Origin of the sequence: Pseudomonas sp. 44 R 15, from assembly GCF_900004965.1 — a bacterium.
Classification (GTDB): Bacteria; Pseudomonadota; Gammaproteobacteria; order Pseudomonadales; family Pseudomonadaceae; genus Aquipseudomonas; species Aquipseudomonas orientalis_A.
Genome location: NZ_CVTU01000122.1, coordinates 24,772 through 41,784, shown reverse-complemented (window position 1 = coordinate 41,784; position 17,013 = coordinate 24,772). Strand labels below are relative to the sequence as shown.

Sequence of the window (17,013 nt, the reverse complement as noted above, 5' to 3'; positions counted from 1 at the left end):
GCGCGCCTGATACCTGAAATCGGCGCCCACTACTCAAGGGGTCGCCTGCCAGAGAAATCTAACCCCCGGTCGGCTCCCCGACCGGGGGTTTTGTTTTTCCAGGCCCGGATAATTTGCTCAATCAAACACACTTGAAGGAATCACGACATGAACTACGCCACCTATTACAGCTACGACACTTGCGCTGCATGGCGATTTAGCCAGCTCCGTTCGGGACAGCCTGCCGCCTCCGACCGGTCACCTCTTGGTGGCAAGCCAACACACGTAGCCGATACGACCAATTGTCGAACACCCCAGTAGGCCAAGCGTGCGGGAATTGCCCGCCGCTTGCCCAGGAAACCTTGAATATGAACGCCTCCGTCGCCGCTTTACCCGTCTCTACGCTGACCAGCGCCAATGAAGCCCTGACCCAGCGCCTGCCCAGTGCCCATGAGCTCAAGCATCAACTGCCCCTCAGCCCGTTCCTCAATGAACAGGTGCATGCCCACCGCCACGCCGTACGCGCCATCCTCGATGGCCAGGACTCGCGCTTGCTGGTGATTGTCGGCCCGTGCTCGATACACGACCCGCAGTCGGCCATGGAATACGCGCGCAACCTCAAGAAGCTGGCGCTTGAAGTCAGCGACCAGATGCTGCTGGTCATCCGCGCCTACGTCGAAAAACCCCGCACCACCATTGGCTGGAAAGGCCTGGCTTACGACCCGCACCTCGATGGCAGCGATGACATGGCCGCAGGCCTGGCCCTGTCCCGGGAACTGATGCGCGAGATGCTGCGCCTGGGCTTGCCGGTTGCGACCGAGCTTCTGCAACCCATGGCCGCCGGCTACTTCGACGACCTGCTCAGTTGGGTGGCAATTGGCGCGCGCACCACTGAATCGCAGATCCACCGCGAAATGGCCAGCGGCCTGGGCATGCCCGTAGGCTTCAAAAACGGGACCGACGGCGGCGTTGCGATTGCCTGCGACGCGATGCGCTCGGCCTCGCACCCGCACCGCCACTTCGGCGTCGACAGCCTGGGGCACCCGGCCATCATCCAGACGCCGGGCAACCCCGACACCCACCTGGTGCTGCGCGGCGGTCACCGCGGGCCGAATTACGATGCGCAGAGCGTCTCCCAGGTGAAACACGACCTGGCCAAGTCCAAGGTCGCTGCGCGCATCATGGTCGATTGCAGCCATGCCAACAGCGGCAAGGACCCGCTGCGCCAGCCGGCGGTGTTCAACGAGGTGCTGGAGCAGCGCTTGCAGGGCGACACGTCGTTGATCGGCATGATGCTCGAAAGCCACCTGTTCGAAGGCTGCCAGCCGCTGGGCCCGTCGATGAAATACGGCGTGTCGGTGACTGATGGTTGCCTGGGCTGGGCGGGCACAGAGCAGTTGCTGCGCAGCGCCGCCGAGCGCCTTCGCGACTAGGCTCCGACGGCCGGCTGACGGGATAATGCCCTTAACCACGGCAACACCCGCAAGCCGGCCAGGGTGTGGGGCGGGTCGATGATCTCCATGAAATGCTCGAGATTGACGTTATCCGGCACGCCCGGCAGGCGTACCGATACGGTCGGCATGGCGTCGGCGGGTACGTCCAGGTCCAGGTTGTCGTATACCAGCACATGGCGCGCCTGCGGGTTGGGCCCGCTTGCATGGGCCGCCAGGACCGCATTGATGATCAGCACATCGAAGGGTTCGGCCGGAATGGCGGTAAGGATCTGGACTTCTTCAAAGGTCTGCACCGGCACAATTCGGTGATACCCCAACTGGTTGAGCATTTTCTCGATGTACAACCGTTGCAAGTGCAAGTCATCGGCAATGAGGATGGTCAGTGCTTTGTTCGGCATGGCAAACCCCTGGGCAGGCAGCGCTCGTCAGTGAGCGTCGCCCATTTTCCAGACAAATCCCGAACACAAAATCAGGCTTATTCCCCCTTCGTGTAGGACTTCTCCCAAAAGCTCCCAATGGCCGTTAATCGGGATCAAGGCTGATTGCAATAAAGGCTCAGCCCACCATGCAAAGCGAGGATAGCTTCCTCGACAGCCTCGGTCGTCGCGGCCAGCGCGTGGCGGTCCTGCCTTTCACAAACAGCCTCCAGCGCTTCACAGCGCGCGATCAGAACCTGTGCCTTGACCATTCGTGCCCCTCCCTTGGCGCGATGTGCGAGGTCGTGCAACTTGGCGAAGTCAGCCTTGCGCTGCAGCGTCGGCAACAGCCCCCGGTCCGCCTCCAGGCTGTCGAGCAAGGGGATCAGCAGCTCGGTGAGCGCGTGGTGGTCCTCCCCCGTCAACGTGATCAGGGTACTCAAATCAAACGCCGCTGCTTCAGGGCTGGGGGCGTAAGTGGAGCGTGACGCCAGCGCAGCGCGCAAATCGTCAATCCCGGTGGGTTTGAACAGGCAACCATCCATCCCGGCTTGCCGGCAGCGCTCGGCTTCCTCGGGCTGGGCATTGGCGGTGAACCCCAGGAGCAGGCACGGCGCCAGGCCTGAGTCACGCTCCAGTAAGCGGATGTCCCGCGCCAACTGATAGCCGTTCTTGAACGGCATATTGCAATCGGTAATGACGCCATCGAACTGCCCCGCGCGCCAGTGCTCAAGCCCTTGAATGCCGTCTTCGGCCGTGGTGATGCGATGACCGAGGAAACTCAATTGTCGAGCCAGCAGCAAACGGTTGGCCGGGTAGTCGTCCACCACCAGGATACTCAAGGCATGAGGCGGCGTGACGGGAGCGCTCGCCGCCGTCCCCTCCTGCGGCACTGCAGCGGTCATGACCAGGGCCAGCGTCACATCCAGCCGGGTGCCCTGCCCCAGCACACTGCTCAAGTGCAACTGCCCGCCCATCATTTCGCACAGGTTGCGGCTGATCACCAGCCCCAGGCCAGAGCCGCTACGTGCCGATTGCTCACCATTGCTGCCCTGGATAAAGGGGCTGAACAGGCGCAACTGGTCCTGGGCACTGATGCCAATCCCGGTGTCCTGCACCCACAATTGCAGTTTCAGGTGCTCCCCATCGAACGTCGCATGGGCACCGAGCGTGACCTGCCCGTTGTGGGTGAACTTGATGGCATTGCTCAGCAGGTTCGACACCACTTGCTTGAAACGCAGGGGGTCAACCAGCACCATGCGATCGATCGATGGATCAAGTTCAACCTGCAGCGCCAACCCCTTGGCCCGCGCCAAACCTTCGAACACGCGTGCCACCGACGTCAGTAATTCATGCAGATTGGCCGGTTCCAGGACCAACGACAGATGACCGGATTCGATCCGCGCGATATCCAGAATATCGCCGATCAACTCCAGCATGCCGCGCGAAGCCTCCGAAGCCACCTCCAGGGCATCCCGGTCCGCCAAGCCCTGTTCCGCGCTTTTCAGGGCCAGCTCGATCATGCCGATCACTGCATTCATTGGCGTGCGGATTTCGTGGCTCATGGTCGCCAGAAAGGTAGTCTTCGCCCGGTTGGCGGCGTCGGCATCGTCCTTGGCTTCCTGCAACTGACCCAACAATTGTTGGCGCTCGCTGACATCGACCCACCCGGCAATCATGCCCACCACTTTCTCGTCACCGTCACGATACGGCAACATCCATTGGTAGATGGTCAGGGCCTCGCCACTGGGCAACTTGAGTATGCGGTCATGAATCTGTGGCTCACCGTCGGCCATCAAGCGCAGGTAATCCTGATGGAACGACTGAGCCTGTGGCAGGTTGCCGGCGTCGGTTTCAACCACTGTTTTACCAATCACGTCTTCAAGCTTGTAGCCAAATACATCCAGATAAGCGTTATTGCAGGCCATCAAGCGCCCTTGGCGGTCACGCACATAAATCGGGTGGGGGGTGCCGTCGATCAATACACTCATAAAGCGCATCTGGTCGCTCAAGGCGCGTTCGGCCTGGACGCGCTTGCGAATCAGACTGCGCAGATAGATGGCCCAGCTCAGCGTGACGATCAATAACAACGCGGCCAGCCCGAACCCCTGAATGATCACGTTGCGGTGACGCAGCCAGTAACTGTCTTCGATAATCACCTCACTGCGCCACTGGGCAATCATCTCATCCATTTCCTGCGGGGTGATGCTCAGCAGCGCCTTGTCGAGGATCGAATAAAGCTCCAGCTGACTGCGGTTGACCCCGAACGTGATACGCGCCGGCTCCGAGCCGACCGTGCTGGTGATGCGTAACCGATTGCGGTAATACCGGGCGATCATATAGCGCGCGCTGATCAACGAATTGACGGCCGCCTCCGCTTCGCCTCTGGCCACCATCGCCATCGCTTGCTCCGCGCTGTCCACATCGATAAACACGACGCCGGGAAAGTCCCGCGAGATGGTATCGCGCAACCCGTTGCCGTTGATCATCGCCAGGCGTTTACCCACCATATCTTCCATTGTCACAGGGCTATGTTCATCCCCTCGGGTTACCAGCACCAGGGCATTGGTCAGGTAGGGCCGGGTAAACCGCACCTTTTCCGCGCGCTCGACGCTGGGGGTCACGACCGCCAGCATATCCGCCGCGCCCGTGCTGACCTGGTCGATCTGGCCCGGTATCGAGTTGCCCGGCACCACGTCGAACTTCAGGCCGGTGCGCAGGCTGATACGTGACAGCACCTCGGCGCTCAGCCCCTCGAACTGTCCCTGATCATCGACGACGGACAGCGGCAGGAGTTTGTCGAGCACCGCCACCTTGACCCGCGGATGCTTGAGGAGCCAGCGCTGCTCACTGGCGCTCAGGTGCAACCGGCCAGCACCGACAATACCGAGGTTGCCGCCACTCCAACGGCGTAATATTTCCATCTGCTCACCGGCGGGAATCGCCTCCAGCGCCGCATTGATGATCGGCGGCAGCCGCGTATTCTGCCGGGTGAACGCAAACCCGAATGGGTTGGCTTCGAGGGTGGAAAAATCCGCCATGCGCACAATATTGAGCTGGTTGCGGTTGATCAGGTAATTGGTGCTGATGGCATCGCCCAGGTACACATCGGCGCGGCCAAACGCTACTGCGCCGATCGCCTCGAAGGCCGAAGAAAACAATTCCACGCGGGCATGGGGGTAGAACGCCCGTACCACCTCGGGCTGCAGATAGTGATAAAGCATCGCCACGCGCTTGCCCGCCAGGTCATCGCTCAGCGCCTGGCTATCGTTGGTACGGGTCACCAGAGTGGGTTGGTCATTGGCGTAGGAGCGCGACAGGATCAGTTGCGGGTCGGCCGCCTCATAGCCATTGGCCGAACCCAGGAAGTCCACATCACCGCGTTTGAGGGCTTCGATCACTTCATCGCGGGTTTCGTAGCACCGAACCTCAATGGGAATATTCAGGGCCTGGCTGATCAGCGCTGCGAAATCGGCGGTAATCCCCTCGAGCTCTTCACGGTTATTGGTCAGGTCGAAGGGTGCGTAATCGGGAGCGGACACGCCCATCAGCAACCTGCGCCGTTCGCGCAGCCAGCGCCAGTCGGGCTCTTGCAGGGTGACGATGGGAGGGTCGATACGAGAGTGGCCCAATAGCCGCAAAACATTGGGCTCATCAAGGGCCATCGCGACCATGGGCAACAGGCTCAACCAGAGAAACGTGGCGAACCGCTTGAACGCGATGGCGACCATTTCAAATCAGATCAGATGATTGCGCTGGGCAAATTTGGACAGGTGCACCACTGAGGACATCCGTAACTTCTCCTTGAGACGTGTCTTGTAAGTGCTGATGGTCTTGTGGCTCAACAGCATGTCTTCAGCAATTTCCTTGTTGCCCAGCCCCAGGGCCAGCTTCTGCAGGACGGTCAATTCACGGTCCGACAGGCACTCGATCATCTGCCGCTCGGTTTCCTGCAGGTCGTCACGGCGGACCGAGCTGGTGGGCAGGCTCGGGAAACAACTGTAGCCCGACTGGATCGCTCGGATAGCCTTTTGCAGCTCATCCAGCTCGCCGGTCTTGGCCACGAACCCCATGGCGCCGGCGCGCATGCAACGGGTGGAAAAAAACACGGCCAGGTAGGAGGTCAGCACCAGGATCCTGCACGGCAGGCCCAGGGCCTTGACCCGACTGATCACCTCCAACCCTCCCAGCTTGGGCATCGCCAGGTCAAGGATGATCAGCTCGGGACGTTGCTCCCGCGCCAATTGCATTGCATCTGCACCGTCACCCGCCTGATAGATCTCATCGAATCCTTCCTCCTTCAGCAGATATTTGACCGTCGCACGTATAAAAGGATGGTCATCCACGATTAATGCTTTGCTCATACACACCCCTAGGCGATCGAAGTACCCTTACATATCAAATGGGACCTAGGTACCTGTGAGATATGACAGTTCCGACAAACGGCACTGCACCCTCATCAGGACGATAACCACTCGCAGCCTGGTCCCTTCCATTGAAACATCACGAGCAATCACGGATGGACCAGAACGGGCAGCCAGCCGTAAGTGCCCAACCTTAACAATGCAATGATGTTTTGATTGAAGGGATAGTCCTGACTACTTGTAGGATTTTTCCTCACGAAAAGCCTAGTCGATATTGGCTCAACGGGCGGTTCGGGCACACGGGTCAGTCGGTGGTACTTGGGCTCCAGAACGCCTGCACCACCAGACTGGAGGTGGAAATACGCGCCACCAACGCGTCCAGCTCGTCACCGTCGACCGACGTCGCGGCGAGGGTGGCTTCGATTTCGACTTCTTCGCTGCCGAAGGGGCGTACATCGACATCGCTGGCCGGGTAGTTGCATCGCGCCAGCTCCGCCTCCAACATCACCATGACTGCCTGTTGCTGGCTACGCCGTGCGATGACATAGAGAATGTTGGTCACCTCGGCCGAGACCACGTCCAACGGCTGACGGTTGATGTTATTGACGATCGGGCGCAGCAACGTATTGGCCGCCAGTACGAACAGCGTTCCCAGCAATGCCTCGAGAATCAGGTCGGCCCCCGCACAGGCACCGACTGCGGCCGATGCCCACAGGGTGGCGGCCGTATTGAGCCCGCGCACATTGCCCTCCTCGCGCATGATCACACCGGCCCCCAGAAAACCGATACCCGATACCACGTACGCGACCACGCGCACCGCGCCTTCGGCCCCTCCCAGCCGATTGGCCATGTCGACAAAAATCGCCGCGCCAACCGCCACCAGTACATTCGTACGCAAACCTGCGGTGCGCTGACGGTATTGGCGTTCGAAGCCGATCAGACCGCCGAGAATAAACGCGGCGGTGAGGCTGACCACGGTGTCGACCAGGGAGTCGAGGTTGATGTTGTTGATGGCCTGCATAAAAAAATCTCCATGACTGCTGCGGCAACCGAGCCCCTGTTACTGCCAGCCAAACTTGCGGATGTAGTAGCCCTTCACTGCCTGGGTCAATGCCATGTAGGCCAGCAGAATCACCGGCAGGAACACAAAGTACAGCGACGGCAGTGCCTGCAATTTGAAGTAATGCGCCAACGGCCCCATCGGCAGAAAGATCCCGACGGCCATGATCACGCCTGTCATCACCATCAGCGGCATTGCCGCGCGGCTTTGCAGGAACGGGATTTTCGGGGTGCGGATCATGTGCACGATCAACGTCTGGGTGAGCAGCCCCACCACGAACCAGCCCGACTGGAACAGGGTCTGGTGGTCCGGCGTATTGGCATCGAACACATACCACATGAGTGCGAATGTGGTGATGTCAAAGATCGAACTGATCGGCCCGAAGAACAGCATGAAGCGGCTCACATCCGCCGGCTGCCAGCGTTGTGGCTTGGCGAGCATGTCGTCGTCGACGTTGTCGAACGGAATCGCGATCTGCGAGATGTCATACAGCAGGTTCTGCACCAGCAAGTGCATCGGCAGCATCGGCAGGAACGGAATAAACGCACTGGCCACCAGCACCGAGAACACATTGCCGAAGTTGGAACTGGCCGTCATCTTGATGTACTTGAGCATGTTGGCGAAGGTGCGCCGACCTTCCAGCACGCCCTCTTCCAGGACCATCAGGCTCTTTTCCAGCAGGATGATGTCGGCGGCTTCCTTGGCGATGTCCACCGCGCTGTCCACCGAAATACCGATATCGGCTGTGCGCAGCGCCGGCGCATCGTTGATGCCGTCCCCCATGAACCCCACCACATGCCCGTTGGCCTTGAGCAGACGCACAATGCGTTCCTTGTGGCTGGGCGTGAGCCTGGCGAATACGTTGGTGGTTTCCACCGCCTGCGCCAGCTCGGCGTCGGTCATGTCTTCGATATCGTTGCCCATCAGCAGCCCTTGTTGCTCCAGGCCCACTTCACGGCAGATCTTCGCTGTGACCAGCTCGTTGTCACCGGTCAGCACTTTCACCGCCACGCCATGCGCCTTCAAAGCCTTGAGGGCGGGCGCGGTGCTTTCCTTGGGCGGATCGAGAAACGCCACATAGCCGATCAGCGTCAGGTTGTTTTCATCCGCCAGGGTGTAGGTATCACGCCCGGCCGGCATCGGCTGCGCCGCGACTGCCACCACACGCAGGCCTTCTTCGTTGAAGGCCGCAGTGACCTGGCGAATACGCGCCAGCAGCTCTGGCGTCAGCGCTTCATTGACGTCGCCATGGCGCACGCTGGTGCACACCGACAAAATCTCCTCCACCGCGCCCTTGCAGATCAACAGGTGCGGCTGGTCCTGCTCGGCCACCACCACCGACATGCGACGACGGTTGAAGTCGAACGGAATCTCGTCAACCTTCTGAAACGCGGTACCGACTTTCAATTCACGATGGATCTCCACGTGCTCGAGCACGGCCACATCCAGCAAGTTTTTCAAACCGGTCTGGTAATAGCTGTTGAGGTAGGCCATTTCCAGCACATCGTCAGACTCCCGCCCCCACACGTCCACGTGGCGCGCCAGGAAAATCCTGTCCTGGGTCAGCGTGCCGGTCTTGTCGGTGCACAACACATCCATGGCGCCGAAGTTCTGGATCGCGTCCAGGCGCTTGACGATGACCTTCTTGCGCGACAGGAACACCGCGCCCTTGGCCAACGTCGAGGTGACGATCATCGGCAGCATTTCGGGGGTAAGGCCCACGGCAATCGACAGCGCGAACAGCAACGCTTCGGTCCAGTCACCCTTGGTGAACCCATTGATGAACAACACCAGTGGTGCCATCACGAACATGAAGCGGATCAGCAGCCAGCTGACCTTGTTGACCCCATGCTGGAACGAGGTGGTGGCGCGGTCGGTTGCCGTGACACGTTGCGCCAACGCACCAAAGTAGGTGGCGTTGCCCGTGGCAAGAATCACCGCCGTGGCGGCGCCGGACACCACATTGGTGCCCATGAACAGGATGTTTTCCAGATCCAGCGGGTTGCGGGTATGGGCATCCTGCTGCTGGGCGAACTTCTCCACCGGCATGGATTCACCGGTCATCGCCGCCTGGCTGACGAACAGGTCCTTGGCACTGAGTACGCGGCAATCGGCGGGAATCATGTCGCCGGCCGACAACACGATCAGATCGCCCGGCACCAATTGCCTGATCGGCAGTTCAAGGCGTTTGGCCGCGTCCCGGCGCAGCACGGTCGCCGTGTTGCTGACCATCGCCTTCAACGCGTCGGCGGCCTTGTTCGACTTGGCTTCCTGCCAGAAACGCAACAGGGTCGACAGCACCACCATGGAGAAAATCACCGTGGCCGCCTTCATGTCCTCGGTCAGCCAGGAGATCACCGCCAGCAAGGTCAGCAGCAGATTGAACGGGTTTTTATAGCAGTGCCACAGGTGCCCCCACCAGGGCAGCGGCTGCTCGTGCTCGACCTCATTGAGCCCATATTGCCCGCGCAGCGCGTCGGCCTCCTGGGTGTTCAGCCCCTCGGCATGGCTGCCCAGCGTGCCCAGCACCTGCACGGCACTGCCATTGGCTGCGGCCACCAGGGTTTGCGCCAGGCTGGGCGGTACTTCGCGGCTGACACTGGCGTCGGTCACGGTCTCCAGCATCGCCAGGCGGCGAAAATGCCGGGCGATATGCCGGGTCCGCAGGAATCCGGCGAAGAACTCTTTGAGTAGGCTGAGGTTCATGGTGTTACTCCTGCGCGAGGAAAAACCCGTCGTGCAGGTACTGGCCGCCCGCGCCGTGCCCGTCAAACACGGGCACAGCCGAACCTGGCCCGCCCGCCGTAAAAGGCAGGCGCGTCCGTAGCCTCCCGAGTCAACTCAGGTGCTGGTCAGCGTCGATGAGAGAGGATCAGGCAGACGCCAGGACTGGCCACTGCCGGGATACCGCTTCTCGCTTTGTTGGCGAGACAACGGCATCTGAAACATGCGCGTTACCTTGCCAAGTATGTGCCGGTTACCGAAACCGGCCGACTACTGTCACTCGAACAAGTACCCACTGAGGGTCTCCGCTATTGATGAAAACGCGCGAAGCTTACGCCGCGATGTTGCCAGAGTAAACCGTAGGAAAGTGCCTGAATGGGGAATAAGAAATTTCTTCAGGATGGGTTCAGGAATGCCCTCCTTCACGACACCGCTGAGCAAATGTGGGAGGGGGCTTGCCCTCGATAGCGGTGCATCAGTCAAGATATCAGTCGCTGATACTCCGCCATCGGGGGCAAGCCCCCTCCCACATTTGGATCGCAGCGCATCAGTTAGAAGCCGTCGGCTGTGAGGCTGTCAGCGGCATCGCCACAGGCCCGACGCCGTACCGCCATTTACTGTGGGAGGGGGCTTGCCCCCGATAGCGGTACATCAGTCGCAACATCAGTGGCTGATGCACCGCATTCCCAGGCAAGCCTACCTATGAGCCAGCGCTTTCACTCATGAGCCTGCCTGCTATCTTGAATCTCCCCATCACGGCAGAACTGCGGGATACGGCCATTAAGGGAAGGCAAATAACTCCACCGATAAGCACCAGCAAGTGAGGCTGGTTGTCGATGCAGCAATGCCAAAACCACCTCTGAGGCAATAGCCAATGCCAATGACTGACCCGGACATTGATGTCTCCCCGAGCCGAAGCTGAAGGTTCGTCGTTGCGTTCGCTTGAGCAGGAAGCTGTCGGGGTCCGGGTTGGCGCAGGGGTCTCGGTTGGCAGCGGCGAGCAGTAATAAAATGGTATCGCCCGCCTCTAATACGCTGCCACCCATCGTGCACCGCCTGGCAACAAACCGCCGAGTGTTTTGTACCGGTGAATCGTAGCGGGCGACCTCTGCCACCCACTCAGCGACGAGTGTCGGTGTGGGCTGCATGTCTGCGAACAGGTCAGGATTACGCTGGAACGCTATGAGGGTGTTGCCGATCAGCCCAGCGGTGGCTTCGCAGGTCTGTGAAAACAGCCCGATCATATTCGCTACCAACGCATCATCGTCTTTCCAGGGGGAAGCTTCGTAATCGTGATAAAGACGGCCCAACACGCCGCTACCCTTATCGCCGTGACTCAACAGCTCCCCGAACATCCGGCTCAGCCGAGCCGCCCCGCAATGGGCTCTACTGAGTTGAGCCTCGTCACTTAACGGCGACAGGCAGGCGACAAAATCCCGTGTCAGCTGCGCGACTTCCTGTAGCTGGCTGGAGGTGAAGCCTATCAAGGTCGCCATGACCGACACCGGTAACGTGAACATCCACTCATTCGGGTTATCGCCCGAGACATCAAGCGTCTCAACAACCTGCGCCACGATGCCTGCGATGTTTTCCGTGCCCATCAAGGCCAGGGTGGGTTCGATAACCCTGCGGGGACACTGGTGTTGCGCCCCCTCATTCATGCGCATCAACCGACCGAAAATATCGCCTGCGGCGCCTTGTGCAATGGCCGCTGGAATCGGCTCGTGCAATGGACGTACAAGGCAGTCGGGATGCGCCAGAATGGCCTCGACAACGCAGGCGCCACTGGCAATCCATAAACCAAGATTTGCATCGAATGACAGATCCCTTTGATGTCTGATGCGTGCGTAATAACCGTAGGGGTCGACATGGGTGGCGGCTTCAAACGGCGTCATTTGGCGGTCCTTTTCACGAAGAACGGCTACTATCGAACAATCGTCACACCGACAATTCGCCCAGGAACGAAATATGGATTCCCAAAGCAATGACACCGCCATTTCTCGTGTCGCAGGCGCCATTGCGGAACCCGCGAGGACAAAAATGCTTTGCTCGCTGATGGACGGTCACGCCCGTACCAGTACCGAAATGGCCGTCATCGCCGACATCAGTGCATCCACGGCGAGCGCGCACCTGGCAAGGCTTAAAGAGGACGGTTTGATCAAACTGCACACGCAGGGCAGGCACCGTTACTTCAGCCTGGCAGACGTGCACGTGGCCCAAGCTATTGAAGCCCTCATGGTGATCAGCCGAAACGCGCAGACCCGGTTTGTTTCGACGACCCCCACTCGATTGCAGTTGGCGCGGACCTGCTATGACCACATGGCAGGATCCCTGGCTGTACAACTTCACGACTATTTCATCGACTCGGGCTGGCTGACCCTGCCGGATGCGGGTGACGGTACGTATCAGCTCACCGTGGAGGGCGAAAAAGGCATGACAGGGCTCGGTATCGAAATAGAAACCGTAAGGGCACAGCGACGTCGTTTCGCTTGCTCATGCCTGGATTGGAGCATGCGCCGCCCTCACCTCGCAGGCGCATTGGGGGCCGCTGTTCTACAGGCCGTTACAAGCCGCAAATGGGTTATCCAGGACCTCGATAGTCGGGCGTTGGCATTGACGCCCAAGGGGCGAAAGGCGCTGTACGGCAGATTTGGAATCAGGGTTGAGGAGAAATCAGGCGCCGTGACCTCATGAGACCGGTATTTGCATCTCTTCAATCATCCCGCGTCAGCACTTCCAGCAATTCAATTTCGAAACGCAGATTGCTGTTCGGCTTGATATGCGCGCCCATCGAGCGCTCGCCATAGGCCAGGTGCGCCGGTACATACAACGTGCGCACACCACCAACCTGCATGCCCATCAAGCCTTGGTCCCAGCCCTTGATCACGCGGCCGGTGCCGATCACGCACTGGAACGGCTTGCCCCGCTCCCACGACGAATCGAACACCGTGCCATCTTCCAGGGTGCCGGTGTATTGGGTGGTGATCAGCGCGCCCTTGACCACGGTTTTGCCGGTGCCCAGGCGGATGTCGGTGACCTGCAGTTCGTCGTTGCTCATGGGAGTCTCATTGGAAGCGTGAAAGGCTGGGGTTTTCCCAGAATCGGCGGGGTTTGGCAAGTGTAGGAACAGGCATCTGGTGGAAATGGCACAAAACCAAATGTGGGAGGGGGCTTGCCCCCGATAGCGGTACATCAGCCAAGATATCAGTGGCTGACACTCCGCTATCGGGGGCAAGCCCCCTCCCACATTTGGATCGTAGCGCATCAGCTAGATAGCCGTCGGCTGTGAGGCTGTCAGCGGCATCGCCACAGGTCCGGCGCCGTACCGGCATTTACTGTGGGAGGGGGCTTGCCCCCGATAGCGGTGCATCAGTCGAGATATCAGTGGCTGACACTCTGCCATCGGGGGCAAGCCCCCTCCCACATTTGGATCGTAGCGCATCAGCTAGATAGCCGTCGGCTGTGAGGCTGTCAGCGGCATCGCCACAGGTCCGGCGCCGTACCGCCATTTACTGTGGGAGGGGGCTTGCCCCCGATAGCGGTACATCAGTCGCAACATCAGTGGCTGATACTCCGCCATCGGGGGCAAGCCCCCTCCCACATTGGGTCTGCATGCATCCAGAAGCTTTTTACAACCAATGCCAGAACCGGCTCCAGAACCCTCGGCCCAACTCATCCTTGCACCCGGCATATTGCCGCGCATACAGCTGCGAACGCGCCTGTACCTTGCTCGCCACCGGTAGCAGCCAGGCTTTGCCGGCGTAGGTGCGCTGGCGGTAGCCGCCCCAGCCTTCGTGGTAGTTCAGGTACTGGCCGTAGGCGTCGTATTTGTAGACGCCGTTGATGGTGTAGGTCTTGTCCATGTACCAACCGATGAAGTCGATGGCGTCGTCGAAATCCTCGCGATCGGCGCCGCTGCGGCCGGTACATTTGCGGTAGTCATTCCATACCTCATCCTTGGCCTGGGCATAGCCGGACGCCGTGGACACGCGGCCCCAGGGGATGATCCACAGCAGGTATTTACGCGGGGTCTTGGCGTCGTAGCGAAAGCCCGACTCCTGATACATGATCGCGAACGGCACCTGGATGGGCACGCCCCAGCGCTTTTGCGTGACCTTGGCCGCGTCGTACCAGTCGTCCTTTTCGCGAAAGATGCTGCAGATGTCGTTGGGCGTGCGTGGCGGCGAGGTGCCGCACGCCGCCAACAGAGAGGTGAGTAGTAACAGTCCGACGGCTTTGCCTGCGCTCAAGGGGCACCTTTGCGTGATACGCGTAAAATGTCGGGCATTTTACGCGTTCACCGAGGCGGCGTCCCTGCCGCAGACAGTTTTTAAGCCAATGGCACGCGACGGGTTGTCAGCGCGATACGACCGACAAAGAAGCTCAAGGCCGCACCCAGCAGCAGCATCGCCAAGGTGCTCCAGGCTGCGCGAGACAGCTGCTTGGCCGCTACTTCACCGGCTTCACGGGCTTTCTGTTCAGCCTGTTGCTTGAGTTCTTCGACTTTCTGCATGGCCTGCTGATAAGCCTGGGCATAGTTATCGACGATCTGCGTGGCTTCTTCCTTGCTCTTGCCGGTACGCGCCGCGACGATGTTGACCAGCGCTTCTTTATCCGCAGCATTCAGTGCAGGCTCGCCGGACGCTTTCACGCGCTCGAACCACTGCTTGAGCTCATCGCCCGCCTGGGCAGGGTTGGTCGCTGCGTCAGTTGCCGTTTGCTTGCCATCGGCTGCAGCCTGGTCGGTTTTCTGCTCGACGTTGGCGGGGTCCAGCTCAGGCTTGCCGCTTTGCTTGAGCAGGGTATCGAGTTGACCTTGCAGGCTGTTCCAGTCCAGCTGGATGCCTTGCTCGTTCAACTGCTGCTTGATGCTGTTGCCGATCCCCGGTGCGGCGGCGGCAATGCCACTGCCGGCAGCCGACAGACCTTTACCCACCACGTTGCCCGCGGTACCCACTACGCTGGAGGCCAAGCCCGCCAGCAGCCAGGTGGTCAGCAAGGTGGTCAGGGTCCAGGTCAGTACACCGTGCAGACCACCGCGATCCGGTGCGGTACGCCCGGCCACGAACGCGCCAAGCGCAATGGCGATCAGCGTCGATACAAACAACCAGATCCCGGCGCCCGTACCGAAACCGCTCAACGGGTTACCGGCTTCCATCGGCTCGACGGCACTCGCGCCAATCGCCGTACCCAACACACTCAACACCAGGTAGGTCACCAGTGCAATTGCACTACCGGCCAATACCGAGCTCCACGACACCCGAAACAGCGATCGATTGGTTTCATAGACAGTGGTCATACAAAGGTCCTTTTCAAATTATCGGAGCAAGGCAAAGTGCCTTGACTGGTGTGAGTGTGGCGAAACGACATACGTTCAGTCGTGGCCCAAATGCACTATCTGGCCTGGTGCATTCGCACTCCCACAGGGACAACTTCTCTGCACTATCCGAAACCTGGGATGTCGTAATTCAATGCGTCCAGACTTCGGAGAATCTATGACACAGGATGTTCTTGCCAAAGAAACCAACCGCCGCCAACTGCAACAGATCATCTCCGGATTATCCGATGGTGTGATATTGGCGGAGGTCGACCAGACCATCCTCTGGGCCAACGAGGCCGCGTTGGCCATGCATGGCGTCGGCGACGTCATGGGGCTGGGCGCCAACACCCGGCAATACGCCGAGCGCTTCAGTCTGCGCTATCGCAACAACCACCCGTTGCAACTGGACAGCTACCCCCTGGCCCGCGCAGCGGCGGGAGAAGAATTCAGCGACGTGATCGTGGAGGTCATTCCCACCACCGACCAGGAAAAAACCTGGGTGCACCGCCTGCGCAGCCTGGTCATCACTGACGCACAGGGTGAGCCGGAACTGCTGGTGCTGATCCTCAGCGATGCCACCGAATGGGCCAGCGCCGAGCAGCGCTTCGAAAAAACCTTCAACGCCAACCCCGCCCCTGCCGTGATCTGCCGCCTGAGCGACCTGCGCTACATCAAGGTCAACCAGGGTTTTCTGGAAATGACCGGCTACAACCGCGACCAGGTCATCGGCAAATCCGTATATGAACTGGACGTGCTTGAACAGGCCGAGCGCAAGGACCTGGCGATCGAGCGCCTGGGGCAAGGCGCGACCATTCCACAGATGCAAGCCGAACTGAGGCTGCCCGAAGGCGGCAGCAAGCTGGTTGTGGTGGCCGGCCAGCCTCTGGATATGAACGAAGAAGACTGCATGCTGTTCTCGTTCATGGACCTGGAGCCGCGGCGCAAGGCGGAAATAGCCCTGCGCCAGAGCGAAGAACGATTCGCCAAATCCTTCCGCCTGACGCCAGTGCCGACCCTGGTGTGCAACGCCGCCAATCGCCAGGTTGTAGACGTCAACGAAGCGTTCATGAGCATCACGGGTTACATCAGTGAAGAACTGATCGGCAAGTCCATCGAAGAAATCAATTTCATCGACAACCCGCCTACCAGCGCGCAATTGTTCGCCACGCTGGAAAAGGCCGGAAACCTCGACGGCCACGACCTCAAGGTACGCAAGAAAGGCAATGAAGTGATCGACTGCGTGGTGTCCGCCGACACCGTGGTGATCCAGGATGTGCCGTGCTACCTGCTGGTGTTCATGAACATTACCGAACGCAAGCGCTCGGAGCTGGAGCTGGTGGCGGCCATCGAAGAAGTGATGCAGGACGCCTCCTGGTTCAGCCAGACCCTGATCGAGAAACTGGCCAATGCCAAAAGCGTCAACAGCCCTAACCTGCCGAACGTATCCTTCACCGACCTCACGGCCCGTGAACGGGACGTGCTGGGCTTGATCTGCGAGGGCCTGGCCGACAAGGAGATCGCTTCGCGCCTGAAGCTGGCACCCAATACCGTGCGCAATCATGTGGCGACGGTGTACTCCAAACTGGGCGTTCACAGCCGCAGTTCGGCTATTGTCTGGGCCCGTGAACGCGGGCTGTTTGCTGGCGAACTGCGGGTAAAAAACAAGCGCTGAGAGTGCAAATGCACTAGTTCATAT

12 protein-coding genes are annotated in these 17,013 nt (G+C 60.0%); 3 read left to right on the top strand and 9 right to left on the bottom strand.

The window, feature by feature from the left end; translation table 11 throughout:
• Positions 1-347: 347 nt before the first annotated feature.
• The gene (locus tag BFP93_RS26470; protein ID WP_065895541.1) at positions 348-1,412 is read left to right on the top strand and encodes a 3-deoxy-7-phosphoheptulonate synthase; all 1,065 of its coding nucleotides are present in this window, start codon (positions 348-350) and stop codon (positions 1,410-1,412) included.
• Here the strand turns inward: BFP93_RS26470 and BFP93_RS26465 are convergent.
• The 6 genes from BFP93_RS26465 to BFP93_RS26440 form a co-directional block, all read right to left on the bottom strand.
• Positions 1,409-1,831: a chemotaxis protein CheY gene (locus BFP93_RS26465; RefSeq protein WP_065888252.1), complete on the bottom strand. Its 423-nt coding sequence runs from the start codon at positions 1,829-1,831 to the stop codon at positions 1,409-1,411. The genes BFP93_RS26470 and BFP93_RS26465 overlap by 4 nt on opposite strands.
• Positions 1,832-1,965: 134 nt before the next feature.
• Entirely contained in the window at positions 1,966-5,580 is a 3,615-nt protein-coding gene (locus tag BFP93_RS26460) for a transporter substrate-binding domain-containing protein (protein ID WP_065895540.1), read from the bottom strand.
• A 6-nt stretch (positions 5,581-5,586) separates the two neighbouring features.
• The gene (locus tag BFP93_RS26455) at positions 5,587-6,213 is read right to left on the bottom strand and encodes a response regulator transcription factor (protein ID WP_057725622.1); all 627 of its coding nucleotides are present in this window, start codon (positions 6,211-6,213) and stop codon (positions 5,587-5,589) included.
• Positions 6,214-6,517: 304 nt separating this feature from the next.
• Positions 6,518-7,234 carry an MgtC/SapB family protein gene (locus BFP93_RS26450; RefSeq protein WP_065895539.1) on the bottom strand — a complete coding sequence of 239 codons (717 nt, stop codon included), beginning with the start codon at positions 7,232-7,234 and terminating at the stop codon, positions 6,518-6,520.
• A gap of 39 nt (positions 7,235-7,273) precedes the next feature.
• Positions 7,274-9,979 (bottom strand): magnesium-translocating P-type ATPase, encoded by a 2,706-nt coding sequence (gene mgtA, locus BFP93_RS26445; protein ID WP_065895538.1) that lies wholly within the window; start codon positions 9,977-9,979, stop codon positions 7,274-7,276.
• A gap of 734 nt (positions 9,980-10,713) precedes the next feature.
• Complete coding sequence (locus tag BFP93_RS26440; protein WP_065895537.1) at positions 10,714-11,892, bottom strand: cytochrome P450; 1,179 nt, start codon at positions 11,890-11,892, stop codon at positions 10,714-10,716.
• 73 nt (positions 11,893-11,965) lie between these two features.
• Between BFP93_RS26440 and BFP93_RS26435 the strand changes: the two genes are divergently transcribed.
• Positions 11,966-12,691: an ArsR/SmtB family transcription factor gene (locus tag BFP93_RS26435; protein WP_065895536.1), complete on the top strand. Its 726-nt coding sequence runs from the start codon at positions 11,966-11,968 to the stop codon at positions 12,689-12,691.
• A gap of 19 nt (positions 12,692-12,710) precedes the next feature.
• Here the strand turns inward: BFP93_RS26435 and BFP93_RS26430 are convergent, their stop codons facing one another.
• The 3 genes from BFP93_RS26430 to BFP93_RS26420 form a co-directional block, all read right to left on the bottom strand.
• Positions 12,711-13,055: an FKBP-type peptidyl-prolyl cis-trans isomerase gene (locus tag BFP93_RS26430; protein ID WP_065895535.1), complete on the bottom strand. Its 345-nt coding sequence runs from the start codon at positions 13,053-13,055 to the stop codon at positions 12,711-12,713.
• 571 nt (positions 13,056-13,626) lie between these two features.
• Positions 13,627-14,247 (bottom strand): transglycosylase SLT domain-containing protein, encoded by a 621-nt coding sequence (locus BFP93_RS26425; protein WP_065895534.1) that lies wholly within the window; start codon positions 14,245-14,247, stop codon positions 13,627-13,629.
• Between the two features lie 80 nt (positions 14,248-14,327).
• Positions 14,328-15,296 (bottom strand): hypothetical protein, encoded by a 969-nt coding sequence (locus BFP93_RS26420; RefSeq protein WP_065895533.1) that lies wholly within the window; start codon positions 15,294-15,296, stop codon positions 14,328-14,330.
• A gap of 196 nt (positions 15,297-15,492) precedes the next feature.
• Here BFP93_RS26420 and BFP93_RS26415 point away from each other — a divergent pair, with 196 nt between their 5' ends.
• Complete coding sequence (locus tag BFP93_RS26415) at positions 15,493-16,989, top strand: PAS domain S-box protein (RefSeq protein ID WP_065895532.1); 1,497 nt, start codon at positions 15,493-15,495, stop codon at positions 16,987-16,989.
• The last annotated feature ends 24 nt before the right edge of the window (positions 16,990-17,013 follow it).

Coding starts and splice junctions, on each gene's coding strand:
- BFP93_RS26435 (WP_065895536.1), top strand. CDS start 11,966: ATGGATTCCCAAAGCAATGACACCGCCATTTCTCGTGTCGCAGGCGCC.
- BFP93_RS26460 (WP_065895540.1), bottom strand. CDS start 5,580: ATGGTCGCCATCGCGTTCAAGCGGTTCGCCACGTTTCTCTGGTTGAGC.
- BFP93_RS26470 (WP_065895541.1), top strand. CDS start 348: ATGAACGCCTCCGTCGCCGCTTTACCCGTCTCTACGCTGACCAGCGCC.
- BFP93_RS26430 (WP_065895535.1), bottom strand. CDS start 13,055: ATGAGCAACGACGAACTGCAGGTCACCGACATCCGCCTGGGCACCGGC.
- mgtA (WP_065895538.1), bottom strand. CDS start 9,979: ATGAACCTCAGCCTACTCAAAGAGTTCTTCGCCGGATTCCTGCGGACC.
- BFP93_RS26420 (WP_065895533.1), bottom strand. CDS start 15,296: ATGACCACTGTCTATGAAACCAATCGATCGCTGTTTCGGGTGTCGTGG.
- BFP93_RS26465 (WP_065888252.1), bottom strand. CDS start 1,831: ATGCCGAACAAAGCACTGACCATCCTCATTGCCGATGACTTGCACTTG.
- BFP93_RS26450 (WP_065895539.1), bottom strand. CDS start 7,234: ATGCAGGCCATCAACAACATCAACCTCGACTCCCTGGTCGACACCGTG.
- BFP93_RS26415 (WP_065895532.1), top strand. CDS start 15,493: ATGACACAGGATGTTCTTGCCAAAGAAACCAACCGCCGCCAACTGCAA.
- BFP93_RS26440 (WP_065895537.1), bottom strand. CDS start 11,892: ATGACGCCGTTTGAAGCCGCCACCCATGTCGACCCCTACGGTTATTAC.
- BFP93_RS26455 (WP_057725622.1), bottom strand. CDS start 6,213: ATGAGCAAAGCATTAATCGTGGATGACCATCCTTTTATACGTGCGACG.